Annotated in this window: 18 protein-coding genes and 1 pseudogene; 9 read left to right on the top strand and 10 right to left on the bottom strand. The window is 70.1% G+C overall.

The window, feature by feature from the left end:
* Nucleotides 1–4: 4 nt before the first annotated feature.
* From gyrB to dnaA, 6 genes are all read right to left on the bottom strand, one after another.
* On the bottom strand, nt 5–2,026 hold the full coding sequence (gyrB, locus tag AB0D01_RS04675) for a DNA topoisomerase (ATP-hydrolyzing) subunit B (RefSeq protein WP_363053735.1): 2,022 nt from the start codon (nt 2,024–2,026) through the stop codon (nt 5–7).
* A gap of 796 nt (nt 2,027–2,822) precedes the next feature.
* Complete coding sequence (locus tag AB0D01_RS04670; RefSeq protein ID WP_363053549.1) at nt 2,823–3,353, bottom strand: DciA family protein; 531 nt, start codon at nt 3,351–3,353, stop codon at nt 2,823–2,825.
* Nucleotides 3,350–4,486: a DNA replication/repair protein RecF gene (recF, locus tag AB0D01_RS04665; RefSeq protein WP_363053548.1), complete on the bottom strand. Its 1,137-nt coding sequence runs from the start codon at nt 4,484–4,486 to the stop codon at nt 3,350–3,352. Before recF ends, AB0D01_RS04670 begins: the two co-directional genes overlap by 4 nt.
* Before the next feature lie 156 nt (nt 4,487–4,642).
* On the bottom strand, nt 4,643–5,518 hold the full coding sequence (gene gnd / locus AB0D01_RS04660; protein ID WP_363053547.1) for a phosphogluconate dehydrogenase (NAD(+)-dependent, decarboxylating): 876 nt from the start codon (nt 5,516–5,518) through the stop codon (nt 4,643–4,645).
* A 267-nt stretch (nt 5,519–5,785) separates the two neighbouring features.
* Nucleotides 5,786–6,916 (bottom strand): DNA polymerase III subunit beta, encoded by a 1,131-nt coding sequence (gene dnaN / locus AB0D01_RS04655; RefSeq protein ID WP_363053546.1) that lies wholly within the window; start codon nt 6,914–6,916, stop codon nt 5,786–5,788.
* A gap of 875 nt (nt 6,917–7,791) precedes the next feature.
* Nucleotides 7,792–9,588, bottom strand: coding sequence for a chromosomal replication initiator protein DnaA (gene dnaA / locus AB0D01_RS04650; RefSeq protein WP_363053545.1), 1,797 nt, complete (start codon nt 9,586–9,588; stop codon nt 7,792–7,794).
* A gap of 357 nt (nt 9,589–9,945) precedes the next feature.
* Here dnaA and rpmH point away from each other — a divergent pair, with 357 nt between their 5' ends.
* The 9 genes and pseudogenes from rpmH to AB0D01_RS04605 all read left to right on the top strand — a co-directional run bounded on the left by rpmH (nt 9,946) and on the right by AB0D01_RS04605 (nt 16,331).
* A complete protein-coding gene (gene rpmH, locus AB0D01_RS04645; protein ID WP_018547628.1) occupies nt 9,946–10,083 on the top strand; it encodes a 50S ribosomal protein L34 in 138 nt (45 codons plus the stop codon).
* A 22-nt stretch (nt 10,084–10,105) separates the two neighbouring features.
* Complete coding sequence (gene rnpA / locus AB0D01_RS04640; protein WP_363053543.1) at nt 10,106–10,480, top strand: ribonuclease P protein component; 375 nt, start codon at nt 10,106–10,108, stop codon at nt 10,478–10,480.
* Nucleotides 10,477–10,731 (top strand): annotated as a pseudogene (gene yidD / locus AB0D01_RS04635) (membrane protein insertion efficiency factor YidD); the annotation flags it as partial. The gene rnpA and the pseudogene yidD, both read left to right, overlap by 4 nt.
* A gap of 30 nt (nt 10,732–10,761) precedes the next feature.
* On the top strand, nt 10,762–11,868 hold the full coding sequence (gene yidC / locus AB0D01_RS04630) for a membrane protein insertase YidC (protein ID WP_363053542.1): 1,107 nt from the start codon (nt 10,762–10,764) through the stop codon (nt 11,866–11,868).
* Nucleotides 11,869–11,883: 15 nt separating this feature from the next.
* Entirely contained in the window at nt 11,884–12,396 is a 513-nt protein-coding gene (locus AB0D01_RS04625) for a R3H domain-containing nucleic acid-binding protein (protein WP_266786761.1), read from the top strand.
* A 110-nt stretch (nt 12,397–12,506) separates the two neighbouring features.
* Nucleotides 12,507–13,223: a 16S rRNA (guanine(527)-N(7))-methyltransferase RsmG gene (rsmG, locus tag AB0D01_RS04620; RefSeq protein WP_363053541.1), complete on the top strand. Its 717-nt coding sequence runs from the start codon at nt 12,507–12,509 to the stop codon at nt 13,221–13,223.
* A 244-nt stretch (nt 13,224–13,467) separates the two neighbouring features.
* Nucleotides 13,468–14,568, top strand: coding sequence for a ParA family protein (locus AB0D01_RS04615; protein WP_363053540.1), 1,101 nt, complete (start codon nt 13,468–13,470; stop codon nt 14,566–14,568).
* Nucleotides 14,565–15,629: a ParB/RepB/Spo0J family partition protein gene (locus AB0D01_RS04610; RefSeq protein WP_363053539.1), complete on the top strand. Its 1,065-nt coding sequence runs from the start codon at nt 14,565–14,567 to the stop codon at nt 15,627–15,629. The genes AB0D01_RS04615 and AB0D01_RS04610 overlap by 4 nt, the downstream gene beginning before the upstream one ends.
* A 78-nt stretch (nt 15,630–15,707) precedes the next feature.
* Entirely contained in the window at nt 15,708–16,331 is a 624-nt protein-coding gene (locus tag AB0D01_RS04605; protein WP_363053538.1) for a GNAT family N-acetyltransferase, read from the top strand.
* A gap of 110 nt (nt 16,332–16,441) precedes the next feature.
* On the opposite strand, the gene trxA is transcribed toward AB0D01_RS04605, so the two are convergent.
* The 4 genes from trxA to sigM form a co-directional block, all read right to left on the bottom strand.
* Nucleotides 16,442–16,780 carry a thioredoxin gene (gene trxA, locus AB0D01_RS04600; RefSeq protein ID WP_363053537.1) on the bottom strand — a complete coding sequence of 113 codons (339 nt, stop codon included), beginning with the start codon at nt 16,778–16,780 and terminating at the stop codon, nt 16,442–16,444.
* A gap of 48 nt (nt 16,781–16,828) precedes the next feature.
* Entirely contained in the window at nt 16,829–17,788 is a 960-nt protein-coding gene (gene trxB, locus AB0D01_RS04595) for a thioredoxin-disulfide reductase (protein ID WP_363053536.1), read from the bottom strand.
* Between the two features lie 143 nt (nt 17,789–17,931).
* Nucleotides 17,932–18,903, bottom strand: a complete 972-nt coding sequence (locus AB0D01_RS04590; RefSeq protein WP_363053535.1) for a zf-HC2 domain-containing protein — start codon at nt 18,901–18,903, stop codon at nt 17,932–17,934.
* A complete protein-coding gene (sigM, locus tag AB0D01_RS04585; protein WP_363053534.1) occupies nt 18,900–19,601 on the bottom strand; it encodes an RNA polymerase sigma factor SigM in 702 nt (233 codons plus the stop codon). Before sigM ends, AB0D01_RS04590 begins: the two co-directional genes overlap by 4 nt.
* Nucleotides 19,602–19,604: the final 3 nt, after the last annotated feature.

Below are 19,604 nucleotides of genomic sequence, written 5' to 3'. Positions count from 1 at the left end.
CGACTCAGATGTCGAGGAAGCGGACGTCCTTGGCGTTGCGCTGGATGAAGGAGCGTCGGGCCTCGACGTCCTCACCCATCAGCACCGAGAACAGGTCGTCGGCCTGCGCCGCGTCGTCGAGGGTGACCTGGCCGAGCACGCGGTGGTCGACGTCCATGGTGGTGACGCGCAGTTCCTCGGCGTTCATCTCGCCCAGACCCTTGAAGCGCTGGATCGAGTCTTCCTTGATGCGCTTGCCGTTCTGCTTGCCGAGCTCCACCAGGGCGTCGCGCTCGCGGTCCGAGTACGCGTACTCGAAGTCGTCGCGACCCCACTTGATCTTGTAGAGCGGGGGGCGGGACAGGTACACGTGGCCGGCCTCGACCAGCGGACGCATGAAGCGGAACAGGAAGGTCAGCAGCAGGGTGTTGATGTGCTGGCCGTCGACGTCGGCGTCCGCCATCAGGATGATCTTGTGATAGCGGAGCTTCTCGATGTCGAAGTCCTCGTGCACGCCCGTGCCGAAGGCGCTGATGAGCGCCTGAACCTCGGTGTTCTGGAGGATCTTGTCGATGCGCGCCTTCTCGACGTTCAGGATCTTGCCGCGGATGGGCAGGATGGCCTGGTACATCGGGTTGCGGCCGGACTTGGCCGAACCGCCGGCGGAGTCGCCCTCGACGATGAAGATCTCGCACTTGGTCGGGTCGTTCGACTGGCAGTCGGACAGCTTGCCGGGGAGCGAGGCGCTCTCCAGCAGACCCTTGCGGCGGGTGAGGTCGCGGGCCTTGCGGGCCGCGACGCGCGCGGTGGCGGCCTGGATCGACTTGCGGACGATGTCCGCGGCCTCGACCGGATTGCGGTCGAACCAGTCGTTGAGGTGCTCGTGGACGACCTTCTGCACGAAGGTCTTGGCCTCCGTGTTGCCCAGCTTGGTCTTCGTCTGGCCCTCGAACTGGGGCTCGCCCAGCTTGACCGAGATGATCGCCGTCAGACCCTCGCGGATGTCCTCGCCGGCGAGGTTGTCGTCCTTCTCCCGCAGCAGCTTCTTGTCGCGCGCGTAGCGGTTGACCAGACCCGTCAGCGCGGCGCGGAAGCCCTCTTCGTGGGTGCCGCCCTCGTGCGTGTGGATCGTGTTCGCGAAGGAGTACACGCCCTCGGTGTACTGCGAGTTCCACTGCATCGCGATCTCGACCGAGAGCATGCGCTCCTTGTCCTCGGCCTCGACGTCGATGACGGTCGGGTGGATCAGCTCGCCCTTGCGCGAGTTGAGGTACTTCACGAAGTCGACGATGCCGCCCTCGTAGTAGTACTTCACGGTGCGCGCCTGGGGCTCGGCCGTGTCCGCGTCCGGGTCGTCGGCGCCGGCCGTCGCCTTCGCCGACTCGCGCTCGTCGGTCAGCGTCAGGGTCAGGCCCTTGTTGAGGAAGGCCATCTCCTGGAAGCGCCGCGAGAGCGTCTCGAAGGAGTACTCGGTGGTCTCGAAGATGTCGCCGTCGGCCCAGAACGTCACCGACGTGCCGTGCTCGTCGGTCTCCTCGTTCTTGGCCAGCGGGGCCGTGGGGACGCCCAGCTTGTAGTCCTGGGTCCAGCGGTGGCCGTCCGTCTTGACCTCGACCGCGACCTTGGTCGACAGGGCGTTCACGACGGAGACGCCGACGCCGTGCAGACCACCGGAGACGGCGTAGCCGCCGCCGCCGAACTTGCCGCCCGCGTGCAGGACCGTCAGGACGACCTCGACGGCCGGCTTGCCCTCGGACGGGACGATGCCGACCGGGATGCCGCGGCCGTTGTCGACCACGCGCACCCCGCCGTCGGCGAGGATCGTCACGTCGATGGTGTCCGCGTGTCCGGCCAGCGCCTCGTCGACCGAGTTGTCGACGACCTCGTAGACGAGGTGGTGCAGACCACGCTCGCCCGTGGAGCCGATGTACATACCCGGCCGCTTGCGGACCGCGTCCAGGCCCTCGAGGACCTGGATCGCACTGGCGTCGTAATTCTTCTCGTTGGAGTCGCCGGAATCGGCCACGAAGCGCCCTTTCTGGCACAGCGCAGCCCGTACTCCGGACCAGCGAGTGCGCCGGCGGGAGCGGCCGCGTCGATCTGCGTTGTCTGCGTTGTCGAGTGTCCCCCCGCTAATCGGGCGGGATTGTCTCCAGTCTACCGGTACCACTGACATGAATGGGGGTTTGCCGGCCCCTGAGTCCGCATGTGCCGTCCTGAACCTCCTCTCTCCGACTCCCCATATCCGGGGAGGGGCTCAAAGTGGCTCACGCGGGCGTCCAGCGCTTCGGGCTGTCAACCCGTCGCTACCGTGAGGGACACCACCCGCGAACACCGCGGTCCGGAATGCGGCGACCCTCCCGCCGACCGGCCGCGAAGGCTCCGGGCACCCCGCGCCGACCCGCTCCGACACTGAGTCCCACGCTCATTCGGAGGGGCTGGTTCCACCCGGAACGCGGACAAGCGGAACCCGCCCGTCGCAAGCCCGTACGAACGGGTGGGACGGAGGGGACCCACGGGACCCGGCACCCGCCCGGCCCGGAGCACCGACCGCGGCCGGCGCACGGCCGAAGACCACCGGCCGCCCCGATCGGCGCCGGCCGGGCGACGCGGTCGGGGCCGGGGCCGGGCGACGGGTGGATCGGCGTACGGTCCGGGCACGCACCGACCCGGAGGGGCGACGCGACGTACGGGTCACGGCGTACGGGGGCACCGCCCCACGGAGTCCGGCCCACGCCCACCCCACGGGGTCCGGCCCACCGCGCACGGCCCACGGCCCGGCGCCCGGACGCGGTGACGGGATCCGCCACCGCCCCGCACCCGCCGGGACCCCGACGTACGGGTCAGCCGTACGTGTCCCCCGGGCCCGTGCTGCCCGGCGCGCGCCACGGCCCGTACCGCTTCGGGCGACCGCCCGGACCCTGCACCTTGATCAGCCGGACCGTGCCCTGCCCCAGGTCCGCGTTCAGGCGGGCCACCAGCTGCGGCGCCAACAGCTTCAGCTGCGCCGCCCACGCCGAGGAGTCGCACCGCACCAGGAGCTCCCGCTCCTCGTACTTCTCCGGCACGCAGTGCGCGGCGATCTCCGGGCCGACGATCTCCGCCCACCGCTCCATCACCCCGGCCACCGCGATCGGCATCTCCCAGCCCCGCTCGGTGCGCAGCCGGTCCAGCGCCGCCATCAACGGCATCGGATCGCGCCCGTCCGCGCGGGCACCCGAGCGCAGCCCCTGCTGCTGCCGCTTGCGTCCGCCCACCGCGTTGCCCCGCGCCCGGGCCTGCTCCCGCGCGGCGGCCAGCGCCTGCCGCGCCAGGTCCACCCCGGAGGGCTCCGGGGCCCTGCGTCCGTCCCGTCCCGCTTCGCCGTCGTTCACAGCCGGGTCACCTCACCGCCGGACACCCCGAACCGCGTCCCCGCCAGCACGCCCGGAACGTCATCGTCCACAGCCGCCGTCACCAACACCTGCTCGCCCCCCGCCACCAGTTCCGCGAGCCGCTCCCGGCGGCGCGCGTCCAGCTCGGCGAAGACGTCGTCGAGGATCAGCACCGGCTCCGCGCCCTCCGAGCGCAGCAGCTCGTACGAGGCCAGCCGCAGCGCCAGCGCGTACGACCAGGACTCGCCGTGGCTCGCGTACCCCTTGGCGGGCAGCTCGCCCAGGCGCAGCAGCACGTCGTCCCGGTGCGGGCCCACGAGCGTCACCCCGCGTTCGATCTCCTGCTTGCGCACCTCGGCGAGCGCCGCCAGCAGCACCTCGTAGAGCTCCTCGCGGGAGCGCGCCGCGCCACTGTCCACGGGTTCGCCGGCGGAGGAGCGGTACGCCAGGCCGAGCGGCCCGCCGCCGGGCGCGAGCTGCTCGTAGGCCTTGTCCGCGAGCGGGAGCAGGGTGGCGAGCAGGTCGAGCCGCTGCGCGAGGAGCTCGGCGCCGGCCCGCGCGAGGTGCTGGTCCCACACGTCGAGGGTGGACAGGTCCATGGACCGCCCGCCGTGCCGGCGGGCCATCGCCGCGGACTTCAGCAGGGTGTTGCGCTGTTTGAGGACCCGCTCGTAGTCGGAGCGGACGGCCGCCATCCGTGGGGAGCGGGCCGTCACCAGCTCGTCCAGGAACCGCCGGCGTTCGCCCGGATCGCCCTTGACGAGGGCCAGGTCCTCGGGCGCGAACAGCACGGTCCGTACGATCCCCAGCACGTCCCGCGGCCTGACCTGCGAGGACCGGTTGATCCGGGCCCGGTTCGCCCGCCCCGGGTTCAGCTCCAGCTCCACGAGCTGCTGACGCTCGCCCTGGGTGACGGCCGCGCGGATGACCGCCCGGTCCGCGCCCATCCGCACGAGCGGGGCGTCCGAGGAGACCCGGTGGCTGCCGAGGCTCGCCAGGTAGCCGATGGCCTCGACGAGGTTCGTCTTGCCCTGACCGTTGGGGCCCACGAAGGCCGTGACGCCCGGGGTGAGGGGAACCTCGGCCCGGGCGTACGAGCGGAAGTCGGCCAAAGAGAGATGCGAAACGTGCATGCGGCGCCGACCTCCCCCGGCTTCCTGCTGCTCTGCTCCTGTGCGGCGGCGCTTGCGTACCGCCGCGGTGTTGCTCGTCCTACGGCGCCCCGAGCGCCCTTCGGCTCCCCGGGCGCCCCGCGCGGCGGCGGGCCGCACCCGCCGCCGCCGGGCGGGCTACTTCTTCTCGACCGCGTGGCCGCCGAACTGGTTGCGCAGCGCGGCGATCATCTTCATCTGCGGGGAGTCGTCCTGGCGGGACGCGAAGCGCGCGAAGAGCGAGGCCGTGATCGCCGGCAGCGGCACGGCGTTGTCGATCGCGGCCTCGACCGTCCAGCGGCCCTCGCCGGAGTCCTGCGCGTAGCCGCGCAGCTGCTCCAGGTGCTCGTCCTCGTCCAGCGCGTTCACGGCGAGGTCGAGCAGCCAGGAACGGATGACCGTCCCTTCCTGCCAGGACCGGAAGACCTCGCGGACGTCGGTGACCGAGTCCACCTTCTCCAGCAGCTCCCAGCCCTCGGCGTAGGCCTGCATCATGGCGTACTCGATGCCGTTGTGGACCATCTTCGCGAAGTGGCCCGCGCCGACCTTGCCGGCGTGCACCGCGCCGAACTCGCCCTCGGGCTTGAGGGCGTCGAAGATCGGCTGGACGGCCGCGACGTGCTCCTTGTCGCCGCCGTACATGAGGGCGTAGCCGTTCTCCAGGCCCCAGACGCCACCGGAGACACCGCAGTCGACGAAGCCGACGCCCTTGGCCTTCAGCTCCTCGGCGTGCTTCTCGTCGTCGGTCCAGCGGGAGTTGCCGCCGTCGACGACGATGTCGCCGGGGGACAGCAGCTCCGCCAGCTCGTCGACGGTGGACTGCGTCGCCGCGCCTGCCGGGACCATCACCCACACCACGCGGGGGGCCTGCAGGCTGTCCACAAGTTCCCGGAGGCTGTGGACATCGGCGAGGTCCGGGTTGCGGTCGTATCCGATGACGGTGTGGCCTGCGCGGCGGATGCGCTCGCGCATGTTGCCGCCCATCTTGCCGAGACCGACGAGACCAAGCTCCATCAGGTGGTTCCTTAAGCGTTGTGGCCGTCTTTGCCGGGGCGGCCCGGTTCTCGTGGTCCCCGGGGTCGCCCACCGGATCCGAGCCTACGCCGGGCCGTGGCGCGGGGCCCCACGGGCGCCGCCGCGTCGCGGCGGGAGCCTGCGGAGGGGCCGGGCGAACAAACCGGGCACGCGGGCCGGGGCAAACGGGTCGGGCCCGGTCTCACCGTCGGCGAGACCGGGCCCGTACGCCGGCGTACCGGGAGAGCGCGAGACCTGTGGACGGCGTCAGCCGGACAGGCGCACCGGCATGATCAGGTACTTGTAGGCCTCGTCGGCCTCCGCGTCGACGGCCGGGCGACCGCTGAGCAGTGCGGGCTTCGTGGACGTGGTGAAGGACAGCTGCGCGGCCGGGGAGTCGATCGCGCTCAGGCCGTCCAGCAGGAAGGTGGGGTTGAAGGCGATCGAGATGTCGTCGCCCTCCAGCTTGGCGTCCACACGTTCCACAGCCTGTGCGTCGTCGGAGGAACCGGCCTCCAGGATCAGCACGCCCTGCTCGAAGCTCAGCCGCACCGGGGTGTTGCGCTCGGCGACGAGGGCCACGCGCTTGACGGCCTCGACGAACGGGGCGGTCTCGATCACGGCGATGGAGTTGAACTCCGTCGGGAACAGCGTGCGGTACTTCGGCAGGTCGCCTTCGAGCAGGCGGGTGGTGGTGCGCCGGCCGGCGCCCTCGAAACCGATCAGGCCCTCGCCCTGGCCGGAGCCGGAGAGCGCCAGGGTGACGGTGTCACCGCTGGTCAGGGACTTGGCGGTGTCCAGGAGGGTCTTGGCGGGCACCAGGGCCACGGCCGAGGCCTCGGGGTTCTCCGGCTTCCACAGGAACTCGCGGACCGCGAAGCGGTAGCGGTCGGTGGAGGCGAGGGTGACGCGGTCGCCCTCGATCTCGATGCGGACACCGGTCAGCACGGGCAGCGTGTCGTCGCGGCCGGCGGCGATGGCGACCTGGGCGGCGGCGGAGGCGAAGACCTCGCCGGGCACGGTGCCGGTCGCGGTCGGCATCTGCGGGAGCGCCGGGTACTCCTCCACGGGCAGGGTGTGGAGCGTGAACCGCGAGGATCCACAGACCACGGTCGCCCGTACACCGTCTGTGGAAATCTCCACCGGGCGGTTGGGGAGGGCGCGGCAGATGTCGGCGAGGAGCCGGCCGGAGACGAGGACGGTGCCGTCCTCCTCGACGTCCGCCTCGACGGAGACGCGGGCCGAGACCTCGTAGTCGAAGCCGGAGAGGGACAGCGTGCCCTCCTCGGCCTTCAGCAGCAGGCCCGCGAGCACGGGCACCGGCGGCCGGGCCGGGAGGCTGCGTGCGGCCCAGGCCACCGCCTCCGCGAGTACGTCGCGCTCCACCCGGATCTTCACCGGAACCGCCTCCTGCTGTTGCTCGCTCGTCTGCCGGCCTTCGTCGTCGGCTCGTCGATGCCTCGACCGATGCCGGGGACCAGTCTGACGTACGGCGCCGACACTCGTCGCGGCCGGCGGTCAAGTCGGGAGCGAGGTGTCGGGACGGCCGCTCGACGAGTTGTGCACAGGACCCGCTTGAAAACCGAAACCGGCCTAACTCTCCATGGGGGTAGTAGTAGGGCCTGTGGAAACGGTGGATAAGCCCGTTCTCGCAGGTCAGCCCTCGTTTTTTATCCCCACACCCTGTGTACGGCACCGGTGGACAACAGGGGGTGTCTGTGGAGAACAGAAAGTTCTGCACAGTCCGTCCCCAGGTGACCCGGAGTACTCCACAGCTGCGTCCCCAGCTTTTCCCCAGCGGTCCACAGAGCAAACGTCGACATCCGTGTGACGCCTTTCACTCGGGGCGGTGACAGGAGGGGCCAGGTTGCCGAACAGTGGACAACGGTGTGGAGAACCCCTCGGTTCCTGTGCACAGGATGCGGGAACCTGTGGGTCGGCGGTGGACAGAGGAGTGGATGAGCCTGTGGACGAAACTTCTGTCCACAGCCTGTGGACAGCGCTTGTTCACAAATCCCCAGGCTCGTGACCAGGCCTGATGGTGGCTCAACCTGCACTCCTGTGGACAGATTGTGGGTGAGGAGAACTGTCCTCAGGCTGTGGACGGAAGAAAGTCGAGCAATCTGTGGATGACCGTCCCTCCAGGGGGCGTATTCGAACAGAGCGGGGGCGCGCGGACGAAGAAGGGCGCCCCCGGTTCGATCCGGAAGCGCCCTGGCGGTGGGGTTTGCGGTGGGGGTGCGAGGCCCCGGCACGGCCGCCCGGGGCCGCCCTCAGCCGTTCTTGATGCGGTTCGTGAGTTCCGTTACCTGGTTGTAGATGGAGCGTCGTTCCGCCATCAGCGCGCGGATCTTGCGGTCGGCGTGCATGACGGTCGTGTGGTCGCGCCCGCCGAACTGGGCCCCGATCTTCGGCAGGGACAGGTCCGTGAGTTCACGGCACAGGTACATGGCGATCTGGCGGGCGGTCACCAGCACCCGGCTGCGCGAGGACCCGCACAGGTCCTCCACGGTCAGCCCGAAGTAGTCCGCGGTGGCCGCCATGATGTCGGAGGCCGTGATCTCGGGCGCGGTGTCCTCCCCGCCCGGGATGAGGTTCTTGAGGACGTCCTCGGTCAGACCGAGGTCCACAGGCTGCCGGTTGAGGCTCGCGAAGGCCGTGACCCGGATCAGCGCGCCCTCCAGCTCGCGGATGTTGCGCGAGATGCGGGAGGCGATGAACTCCAGTACCTCCGGCGGGGCGTTGAGCTGCTCCTGCACGGCCTTCTTGCGCAGGATCGCGATGCGCGTCTCCAGCTCGGGCGGCTGGACGTCGGTGATCAGGCCCCACTCGAAGCGGTTGCGCAGCCGGTCCTCCAGGGTGACGAGCTGCTTGGGCGGCCGGTCGGAGGACAGCACGATCTGCTTGTTGGCGTTGTGGAGCGTGTTGAAGGTGTGGAAGAACTCCTCCTGCGTCGACTCCTTGCTCGCCAGGAACTGGATGTCGTCGACCAGCAGGATGTCCATCTCGCGGTACCGCTTGCGGAAGGCGTCGCCCTTGCCGTCGCGGATGGAGTTGATGAACTCGTTGGTGAACTCCTCTGAGCTCACGTACCGCACGCGGGTGCCCGGGTAGAGGCTCCGCGCGTAGTGCCCGATCGCGTGCAGCAGGTGCGTCTTGCCGAGTCCCGACTCCCCGTAGACGAAGAGGGGGTTGTACGCCTTCGCCGGCGCCTCGGCGACGGCCACCGCGGCGGCGTGCGCGAAGCGGTTGGAGGCACCGATGACGAAGGTGTCGAAGAGGTACTTCGGGTTCAGTCGGGCCGTCGGCTCCAACGGGCCCGACGTCGAACCGCCGGACGGGGCCGGCGGCGGCGCGGGCCGGCCGGGCGCCGGGCGCGCGGCCGGCTGCTCGTACGACTGCTGCTCGTAGGGCCGCTCCTCGTACGACTGCGGTTCGTACTTCTGCTGCTCGTACGGGGACTGCTCGTACTTCCCCGGCTCGTACGGCTGCTGCTCGTAGGAACCCTGGTCGTAGCCGCCCGGGTCGGGCTGCTGGAGGTAGCCGGGCTGCGGGGAGGCGTACGGGTCGCGCTCCGGGAAGCCGCCGAGGCGCGGCTGCTGCCAGCCGTAGTCGTCCTGCCCGCCGCGGGGCCAGGCGCCGGGCTCGGGGCGCGGCTGCTGGTAGTCCGGGTAGGCGGGCCGGGCGGTGGGGAGCTGGTCGTCGCCGGGGCCGGTGTGACCGCCGGGCCGCTGGCCGCCGTAGGGCTCGTAGCCCTCGCGGCCCGGGGAGGGCGGCGAGGCGGGCGCGGGCTCGCCGGCGGAGTCGTCGACGGTGATGGCGATCCGGATGGGCCGGCCGCACTCCCGGCTGAGGGCGTCGCTGATGAGCGGCGCCAGGCGGCCTTCGAGGACCCGCTTGCCCCATTCATTGGGGACGGCGAGCAGAGCGGTGTCGGCGACCAGGGCCAGGGGCTGGCATCGTTCGACCCACTGCTTGTCCTTGGACTCGATACCTTGCTGACCCTCGCCGAGCAGCTTCTCGAGCACGCGTGGCCACACTGCGGCAAGATCGGCGGGTACGTCAGCCACAGGGCACGCTCTCTCACAGGTCCCGTCCCACGAATGTGTGGTTCTTTGGGACGGTCGGGACAAAAAACAGGGATCAGGCAACGGTAGTCAGGCCGGTGGGTAGGGTTCAAGTCGTTGTCCACAGCCTGTGCACAGTGTGGGGCCAGGCGGGCTCGGTTTGACCGGATGGCGTAGCCGCGCGTACCGTAACGAGGTCGAGTTGTCGATGGCTGCTGCCGCCTGCCTACCGATGGGCGAAGATCACTGATTGTGATCATTTAGCGGTGTCCACTCGGGCGAACACGCGAGTTCCTCGTGGGCGCACGGTGACAGCCAGGCGATGTACCGCCACAACGATTCATTCTCTGGAGCCCCCGAGTGAGCAAGCGCACCTTCCAGCCGAACAACCGCCGTCGTGCCAAGACCCACGGCTTCCGCCTGCGGATGCGTACCCGTGCCGGTCGCGCCATCCTGGCGAACCGCCGCAGCAAGGGCCGCGCCGCCCTCTCCGCGTAACCAACGCGCAGGTCGTGACGTCGTGCTGTCTCCCGAAAATCGGCTGAGGCGGCGTGAGGACTTCGCGAGCGCGGTGCGCCGAGGCAGGCGGGCCGGACGCCCGCTCCTCGTCGTCCACCTACGTACAAGCGGTGCAACGGACCCGCACGAGCCGGGGGAGACAGTTCCCTCGCCGCGTGCGGGTTTCGTCGTCAGCAAGGCCGTCGGCATAGCCGTCGTCCGTAACCGGGTCAAGCGCCGGCTGCGCCATCTCGTGCGCGATCGGCTGGCTCTGCTGCCCGCCGGTAGCCTGGTGGTGGTGCGGGCTCTGCCCGGAGCGGGTGACGCCGGCGTCGACGAGTTGGCCCGTGACCTGGATGCCGCCCTGGCGCGGCTGCTGGGAGGCGTGGCTCGATGAAGTACCCGCTGCTCGCTTTGATCAAGCTGTACCAGTGGACCATCAGTCCGCTGCTCGGGCCGGTGTGCCGCTATTACCCGTCGTGTTCGCACTACGGGTTCACGGCCATCGACCGGCATGGTGCGGTGAAGGGGACGGTTCTGACCGCCTGGCGGATCCTGCGGTGCAATCCGTGGTCCCCGGGCGGTGTGGATCATGTCCCACCCCGGAAACGCCCGCGTTGGCACGAGCAGCTGCGCAGTGCGTTGCGTAGATCTCGCAATGCTCAAGGAGCCTGATTAGTGGACACGATTGCCAGTCTGTTCAGCTTTATCACCACACCCGTGTCGTGGATCATCGTCCAGTTCCACAAGCTGTACGGGGCGATCTTCGGTGCGGACAGTGGATGGGCCTGGGGCCTGTCCATCGTGTCCCTGGTGATCCTGATCCGTATCTGCCTGATCCCGCTCTTCGTGAAGCAGATCAAGGCGACGCGCGGCATGCAGGCGCTCCAGCCGAAGATGAAGGCGATCCAGGAGCGCTACAAGAACGACAAGCAGCGTCAGTCCGAAGAGATGATGAAGCTGTACAAGGAGACGGGTACCAACCCGCTCTCCTCGTGCCTTCCCATCCTGGCGCAGTCCCCGTTCTTCTTCGCGCTCTACCACGTGCTCGCGAGCATCGCCAACGGGCAGACGATCGGTGTCATCAACCAGTCGCTGCTGGAGAGCGCCCGTCAGGCCCACATCTTCGGTGCCCCTCTCGCCGCCAAGTTCACGGACAGCGCCGAGAAGGTCGCGAGCCTGAACGCCTCGATCACCGACGTCCGCATCGTGACCGCGGTCATGATCGTCCTGATGTCGCTGTCGCAGTTCTACACGCAGCGCCAGCTGATGCAGAAGAACGTCGACCTCTCGGTGAAGACGCCGTTCATGCAGCAGCAGAAGATGCTGATGTACATCTTCCCGGTGATCTTCGCCGTCATGGGCATCAACTTCCCCGTGGGTGTCCTCGTCTACTGGCTGACCACCAACGTGTGGACCATGGGCCAGCAGATGTACGTGATCAACCAGAACCCGACTCCGGGCAGCAAGGCGCAGGACCAGTACCTGACCCGCCTGCTGAAGCAGGTCACCGCCCACGGTGTCGTCAAGGGCCGGAGCAAGAAGAAGATCGTCGCGGCCATCGTCGCCAAGGGCCCGGACCGCAACGACAACGAGCGCAAGTTCATCACCGCTCTGACCAAGCAGGGCATGGCCGCCCAGGCGGACGGCACGGTGATCAAGAGTTCCGAAGCCACCGCCGACGCGGACGCGGCGAGCGGTGGTGTCGCCACGAAGCGACAGCAGCCCAAGCGGCAGACGAAGTCGAAGCGCCAGACGCCCCCCAGCAAGCCCTCCAAGAAGTAAGAAGGAGTCCCTCCCGTGACGGAAGGCACCACCACCGCCGCCGCTGAGAGTGGCGACACCCTGACCCGCCTCGAGCAGGAGGGTGAGATCGCGGCCGACTACCTTGAGGGTCTGCTGGACATCGCCGACCTGGACGGCGACATCGACATGGACGTCGAGGCCGACCGTGCCGCGGTGTCGATCGTCAGCGACTCCGCCGGCCGCGACCTGCAGAAGCTCGTGGGCCGCGACGGCGAGGTCCTGGAGGCCCTCCAGGAGCTGACCCGCCTCGCGGTGCACCGCGAGACCGGGGACCGCAGCCGGCTGATGCTCGACATCGCCGGGTTCCGCGCCAAGAAGCGCGAGGAGCTGGCGGCCCTGGGCGCGCAGGCCGCCGCGGACGTGAAGGCCTCGGGAGAGCCCCTGAAGCTCGCCCCGATGACGCCGTTCGAGCGCAAGGTCGTCCACGACGCCGTGGCGGCCGCCGGTCTGAAGAGCGAGTCCGAGGGCGAGGAGCCGCAGCGCTTCGTCGTTGTGCTCCCGGCCTGACCGGAACGTTGATTGGTCGGCCCCGTCTGTGTCGCAGGCGGGGCCGATGTTTGTAAGCCTGACAGTGGAACGACACGGTTTTAGCGGTTCTGTACGGAAGGACGGTCCCCGTGACGGAGGCAGCGGAGCTCCCCCCGGCGCCTGAAGAGGCGCGCGCGGTGTTCGGTGAGTTTTTCCCGGAAGCTGTGCGGTACGCGGAGCTGCTTGCGGACGCGGGGGTCAAGCGTGGTCTGATCGGCCCGCGCGAGGTGCCCCGCCTCTGGGAGCGGCACCTGCTGAACTGCGCGGTGCTCTCGGAGGTGGTGCCCGAGGGCGTCACCGTGTGCGACGTGGGCTCGGGCGCCGGTCTGCCCGGCATCCCGTTGGCGCTGGTCCGGCGTGATCTGAAGATCACGCTGTTGGAGCCGCTGCTGCGCCGGACGAACTTCCTCCAGGAGGCCGTGGAGCTGCTGGGGCTCGATCACGTCACGGTGGTGCGCGGGCGCGCCGAGGAGATGCTCGGCAAGCTCCAGCCGGTGCACGTGGTGACGGCCCGGGCGGTGGCCCCGCTGGACCGGCTGGCCGGCTGGGGTGTGCCGCTGCTGCGTCCCTACGGCGAGATGCTGGCGCTGAAGGGCGACACCGCGGAGGAGGAGCTGGTGGCGGCGAAGGTCGCGCTCACCAAGCTCGGTGTGGTGAAGACCTCGGTGCTCCAGGTGGGCGAGGGCGTCGTCGACCCCCTGTCGACGGTGGTCCGGGTGGAGTGCGGCGAGAGCCCCGGTGGGGTGAGGTTCGCGGCCAAGCGGGCGAAGGCGGCGCGCGTCAGCCGGGTGCGTCGGCGTCGTTGATCTTCCCGTTCTCGCGGGTGTTGCGCCCTATAGGTACGGATTTCGGAGTGTCGTAGAGGCCTGAAGAGTCCGTCCGGGCATCGTGTTTCACGTGAAACGTCGCTCTCTGCTGCACGGAATCATCAGCCGCGGCCGTGCTGCTGCGGCCCCCCGTCACCGCGATGACGCGGGGGGTACGGAGTTGTCCACAACGGTGGATTCATCCACAGGAGTACGGGGCCCGCTGGTTCACGAGCCAGGTGGCATGGCAGGCTCTGTTCATCGCGAGCCCGCTGCCGAGGAGAGTGACACCGTGCGGTCCGACGCCAACCTCGCGGGGCCGATGACCGATCCGGTCCCCGGTCCCCGCTCTGAATCGCCGGGCGAGGATGTTTCACGTGAAACATCGCCTCCGCCCCTCGTCGACAACGACGAGAACGAGGACACGCCCATCGGTCGTGCCGCCCAGCTGGCGGTCGAGGCGCTCGGGCGGTCGGGTTCGCGTCTGCCGCGGCCCGCGCAGACCCGGATCATGGTGGTCGCGAACCAGAAGGGCGGCGTGGGCAAGACCACGACGACCGTGAACCTGGCGGCCTCCCTGGCCCTGCACGGCGCGCGGGTCCTCGTGATCGACCTCGACCCGCAGGGCAACGCCTCCACGGCCCTGGGCATCGACCATCACGCCGAGGTGCCGTCCATCTACGACGTGCTCGTGGACAGCCGGCCCCTGCTGGAGGTCGTCCAGCCGGTGGTGGACGTGGAAGGGCTGTTCTGTGCCCCGGCCACCATCGACCTCGCGGGCGCGGAGATCGAGCTCGTCTCGCTCGTGGCCCGTGAGAGCCGCCTCCAGCGCGCGATCCAGGCGTACGAGCAGCCGCTCGACTACATCCTGATCGACTGCCCGCCCTCGCTCGGCCTGCTCACCGTGAACGCGATGGTGGCCGGCGCCGAAGTGTTGATCCCGATCCAGTGCGAGTACTACGCGCTGGAGGGACTGGGCCAGCTGCTGCGCAACGTGGACCTGGTGCGGGCCCACCTGAACCCGAGCCTGCACGTGTCGACGATCCTGCTGACCATGTACGACGGCAGGACGCGGCTGGCCTCGCAGGTGGCGGACGAGGTGCGCACCCACTTCGGCAACGAGGTGCTGCGCACCAGCATCCCGCGGTCGGTGCGCATCTCGGAGGCCCCGAGTTACGGACAGACGGTCCTCACGTACGATCCGGGCTCCAGCGGTGCCCTCTCCTACCTGGAGGCGGCGCGGGAGATCGCGTTGCGCGGGGCCGGCATTCATGACGACGCCCAGTACGCCCACCAGGGCGCGGGCATGAACAGCACGCAGAGTGTGGCGGAGGGGATCCAGTGAGCGAGCGACGTAGGGGTCTGGGGCGGGGGCTCGGCGCGCTGATTCCCGCGGCTCCCCAGGAGAAGGCGCCGGCGACGGTGGGTGGGTCGACGTCTCCGTCGGCGGTGCCCTCGCTGACGTCGGAGCGGGGCATCGCCGCGGCGAAGCTCGCTTCGCTGGCGCAGGCCGATGTTTCACGTGAAACATCGGTTCCCGCGCCGGCGGGCTCGCAGGAGGCGGAGGTCGGAGCGACCTTCGCGGAGCTGCCGATCGACGCGATCATCCCGAACCCGCGGCAGCCGCGCGTGGTGTTCGACGAGGACGCGCTGGCCGAGCTGGTCACCTCCATCCAGGAGGTGGGTCTGCTTCAGCCGGTCATCGTGCGGCAGTCCTCGGTGGGGCGCTATGAGCTGATCATGGGCGAGCGCCGCTGGCGGGCCTGCCGTGAGGCGGGTCTGGAGCGCATCCCCGCGATCGTCCGGGCCACGGACGACGAGAAGCTGCTGCTGGACGCGCTGCTGGAGAACCTGCACCGGGCCCAGCTGAACCCCCTGGAGGAGGCGGCCGCCTACGACCAGCTGCTCCAGGACTTCAGCTGCACGCACGACCAGCTGGCCGACCGGATCGGACGTTCGCGTCCGCAGGTCTCCAACACCCTGCGGCTGCTGAAGCTCTCGCCGCCGGTGCAGCGACGGGTGGCCGCGGGCGTGCTGTCGGCGGGTCACGCGAGGGCGCTGCTCTCGGTGGCCGACGCCGAGGAGCAGGACCGTCTGGCGCACCGCATCGTGGCCGAGGGGCTGTCGGTGCGTGCGGTCGAGGAGATCATCCAGCTGATGGCCTCGGAGGCCTCGCCCGCGGTGAAGCCGAAGGGCCCGAGGGCGGGGACGCGTGTGGCCCCGGCACTCAGCGAGCTGGCGACCCGGCTTTCGGACCGCTTCGAGACCCGGGTGAAGGTGGACCTGGGGCAGAAGAAGGGCAAGATCACGGTCGAGTTCGCCTCCATGGAGGACCTCGAAAGGATCCTGGGGACGCTGGCTCCGGGCGAGGGTCGGGTCCTGGAACAGGGCCTGTCCGGGGAGTAGTTCCACCGCCGCCGCCCCCTGCCGCGCCGAGGGACGTTCTCACTCGAAGATGCGGGGGGCAGTGGTTACGATGCGGTCATGGGTCGTCGGCTGGTACCGCTCACGCTGGACAACCTCCAGGATCTTCCCGGGCGTTGCCGAGGCTGCGTCTTCTGGGAGCTCGATCCCGTCAGCGGTGAGGCGGCCGTCAAGGCCGGTACTCCGGAGCTGGAGAAGGAGGCCTGGATCTCCGCCGTCCTGTTGGACTGGGGGTCCTGCGGCCGGGTGGTGTACGTCGACGAGGTCCCGGTGGGCTTCGTGCTGTACGCGCCGCCCGCCTACGTCCCGCGTGCCGCCTCCTTCCCGACCAGTCCGGTCTCCCCGGACGCCGTGCAGCTGATCACGGCCTGGATCATGCCGGGCTACCAGGGCCAGGGGCTGGGCCGGGTGATGGTGCAGACGGTCGCGAAGGACCTGCTGCGCCGGGGGTTCAAGGCGATCGAGGCCTTCGGCGACGCCCGCTGGGAGCGTCCGGCCTGTCTGCTGCCCGCCGAGCACCTGCTCTCGGTGGGCTTCAAGACGGTGCGCCCCCATCCGGTCCATCCCCGGCTGCGGTTGGAGCTGCGTACGACGCTGTCGTGGAAGGAAGACGTGGAGCTGGCCCTGGACCGCTTGCTGAGCGGTGCGAGGGCCCGCAAGGAGCCGGCGCTGCGTCCCCTGTGAGGACGTGGTCGTGCGAAGTGACCACGCGGTCATGCGAACGGGGCCGCCCCCTCGAAGGGGGCGGCCCCGTTTCACGTGGTCACCGACCACCTGCCGCCAAGGGCGGTGGGTCAGGCCTTGACCTCGACGAAGTCGGAGAGGTCACGCAGGATCGCGGCCTTCGGCTTGGCACCGACGATGGTCTTGACGACCTCGCCACCCTGGTAGACGTTCAGGGTGGGGATGGACATGACGCCGTACTTGGCGGCCGTGGCCGGGTTCTGGTCGATGTTGAGCTTGACGATCTGGATCTCCTCGCCGTGCTCGGCCGCGATGGCCTCCAGCGACGGCGCGATCTGACGGCACGGGCCGCACCACTCGGCCCAGAAGTCCACCAGAACCGGCTTGTCGCTGGCCAGGACCACCTCGTCGAAATCGGCGTCGGTCACGTTCTTCAGGGTGCCGGCCACAGCGGCCTCCTTCTTTCCTGCGGGGTGTGGGGTGTGGGGTGAAAGGGGTCAGACGGCCGCGTGGGCGTGCTCGGCGTCCGCGAGGGCGGCGAGGTAGCGCTCGGCGTCCAGGGCGGCGGAGCAGCCGGTGCCGGCGGCGGTGATGGCCTGACGGTAGGTGTGGTCCACGACGTCGCCCGCGCCGAAGACACCGGTGAGGTTGGTGCGCGTGGAGGGCGCGTCGACCTTCAGGTAGCCCTCGTCGTCCAGGTCCAGCTGGCCGGTGAACAGCTCGGTGCGCGGGTCGTGTCCGACGGCGATGAACAGGCCGGTCACGGGCAGCTCGGAGGTCTCACCGGTCTTCGTGTTGCGCAGGGTGAGGCCGGAGAGCTTCTGCTCGCCGTGGATCTCGGCGACCTCGCTGTCCCAGGCGAAGCGGATCTTCGGGTCGGCGAAGGCGCGGTCCTGCATGGCCTTGGAGGCGCGCAGGCTGTCGCGGCGGTGCACGATCGTCACGGTCTTGGCGAACCGGGAGAGGAAGGTCGCCTCCTCCATCGCGGTGTCGCCGCCGCCGACCACGGCGATGTCCTGGTCCTTGAAGAAGAACCCGTCGCAGGTGGCGCACCAGGAGACACCGCGGCCGGAGAGGGTGTCCTCGTTGGGCAGGCCGAGCTTGCGGTGCTGGGAGCCGGTCGTGACGATGACGGCCTTCGCGCGGTGCACGGTGCCGGCGGTGTCGGTGACCGTCTTGATCTCGCCGGTGAGGTCCACGGCGACGACGTCGTCCGGGACGAGCTCGGCTCCGAAGCGCTCCGCCTGGCCGCGCATGTTGTCCATGAGGTCCGGGCCCATGATGCCGTCCTGGAAGCCGGGGAAGTTCTCGACCTCGGTGGTGTTCATCAGGGCGCCACCGGCGGTGACGGCGCCCTCGAAGACCAGCGGGTTGAGCGAAGCGCGTGCGGTGTACAGGGCGGCCGTGTAACCGGCCGGCCCGGAGCCGATGATGATCACGTTTCGTACGTCGCTCACGGGTTTCTTCCTCGTCTCTGCGGACTTCGTTGCCTACCGGGGGCCGGTGCGGACTCTCACCCCACCCAACGGATCCTACGGCGCTTGCATTCCCTACTTGTCCCAGCCCGGCCCCGAACGTGTCAGGTCCTTTCCCGGCCATGTCAGGTTCGTGGATAGGTGCCGGTCAGGAGGGGACCGCCCGGGGTCTTCGCCGGGTCGTCCGCGCAGGAGGCGTCGACGAGGTAGGCGTCCACGAGGGCGGCGTCGCCCGCGTGGGGGAGGACGAGGAGGTAGGCGGCCGTGCCCCGGTAGCTGCCGAGCTCCGTCGCGAGCGGGGTCTCCGTACGTCCGGTGGCGGCCCGGACGCAGGAGGGCGCGCCCGCGGTCTCCGGGGACGCCTGCCGGTCGGAGGGGGCGACGCCGGGCGGGGCGGAGTCCAGGCCCATGGTCTTGTTGGTCCCGCTGCCCGCGGCCAGGAGCTGCCGGACCTGACCCCCGAGGCCCTGGGCGGTGTACCCGCCGGCCTCCGAGGAGCGGTCGGAGCCCTCCGTGGGGGCCTGGGAGGCGGTGGCGCGGGCGCTGGTGTCCGAGGGAGCGGGGCCGCCGGAGGCGTTGAACAGGAAGACCGCGAAGGCGCAGACGCCCGCCCCGGCGAGGCCGGCGATCACGGCGATGCGGCGGCGTGCGCGACGTCGGCCGGGTCCGTTGGGGCCGGACGGGTGACCGGAGGGCCGCCCCGGCGTGGCGCGGTGGACGGGGCCGGTCGATGTTTCACGTGAAACATCGCTGCCGTCGCCACCGCCACCGCTGCCGGCGCCGGCGAGTGCCGCGGCCTCGGCTTCGGCCTCGGCCGTGGCCCGGGAGCTGTTGGATTCGAGGAGGGCCTCGGCGGCGAGGGCGGCGTCGATGCGTCCGGCGACGGAGGAGGGCATCCGCGGCGGCCCCGGGAGGGTCCCCAGCAGGGAGCGGATCTCCTCCAGGGAATCGCGTACGTCGGCGCACAGGGCGCAGCCGCCCAGGTGTCGCCGCACCTCGGCGGTGCGGGAGGGGGAGAGCACTCCCTCGGTGAGGTCGGAGATCTCCGAGACCTCCGGGTGCCGGATCGTGCCGGTCTTGCCGGTCGTGGGGGTCACGGTCGTCCACCTCCGCCCTTCACGGCGTCTGGATCTGGATCGGGATGCCTGGGTTGCATCGCCGGTGGGACGGCTGCTCCCGGCGTCCGGTTCCTTCCCCGCTCGGTGGCGGTGTTATCCCCGGCATTCGTGCGCAGATGAGTGAGCATCGGCAGGAGCTTCGCCCGGCCGCGCGCGCACCGGCTCTTGACGGTTCCGGTGGGGACGTCGAGGATCCGCGCGGCCTCGGCGACGGGGTATCCCTGCATGTCGACGAGGACGAGCGCGGCCCGCTGGTCGGCCGGGAGGGTGCCGAGGGCGGCCAGCAGCTGCCGGTGGAGGTCCTGGCGCTCCGCGGGTGCCTCGGCGGACTCGTGGGGCTCCAGGAGGCGCTCCAGGCGGTCCGTGTCGTCGAGCGGCGAGGTCCGCCGGGAGGCGGCCTTGCGGGCGCGGTCGAGGCAGGCGTTCACGGTGATGCGGTGCAGCCAGGTGGTGACGGCGGATTCGCCGCGGAAGGTGTGGGCGGCCCGGTAGGCGGAGACCAGGGCGTCCTGGACGGCGTCGGCGGCCTCCTCCCGGTCCCCGAGGGTGCGCAGCGCGACGGCCCAGAGGCGGTCGCGGTGGCGGCGTACGAGCTCACCGAAGGCGTCGGGATCGCCGGCCACGTGCAGCTCCAGGAGTTCCCGGTCGCTGCGGTCGCCGGCGGCGGCTTGGTCCAACGG

It is taken from the genome of Streptomyces sp. NPDC048606 (genome assembly GCF_040650855.1).
GTDB lineage: Bacteria > Actinomycetota > Actinomycetes > Streptomycetales > Streptomycetaceae > Streptomyces.
Note: the sequence above shows the minus strand (reverse complement) of the source record. Positions and strands in the feature narration are given on the sequence as shown.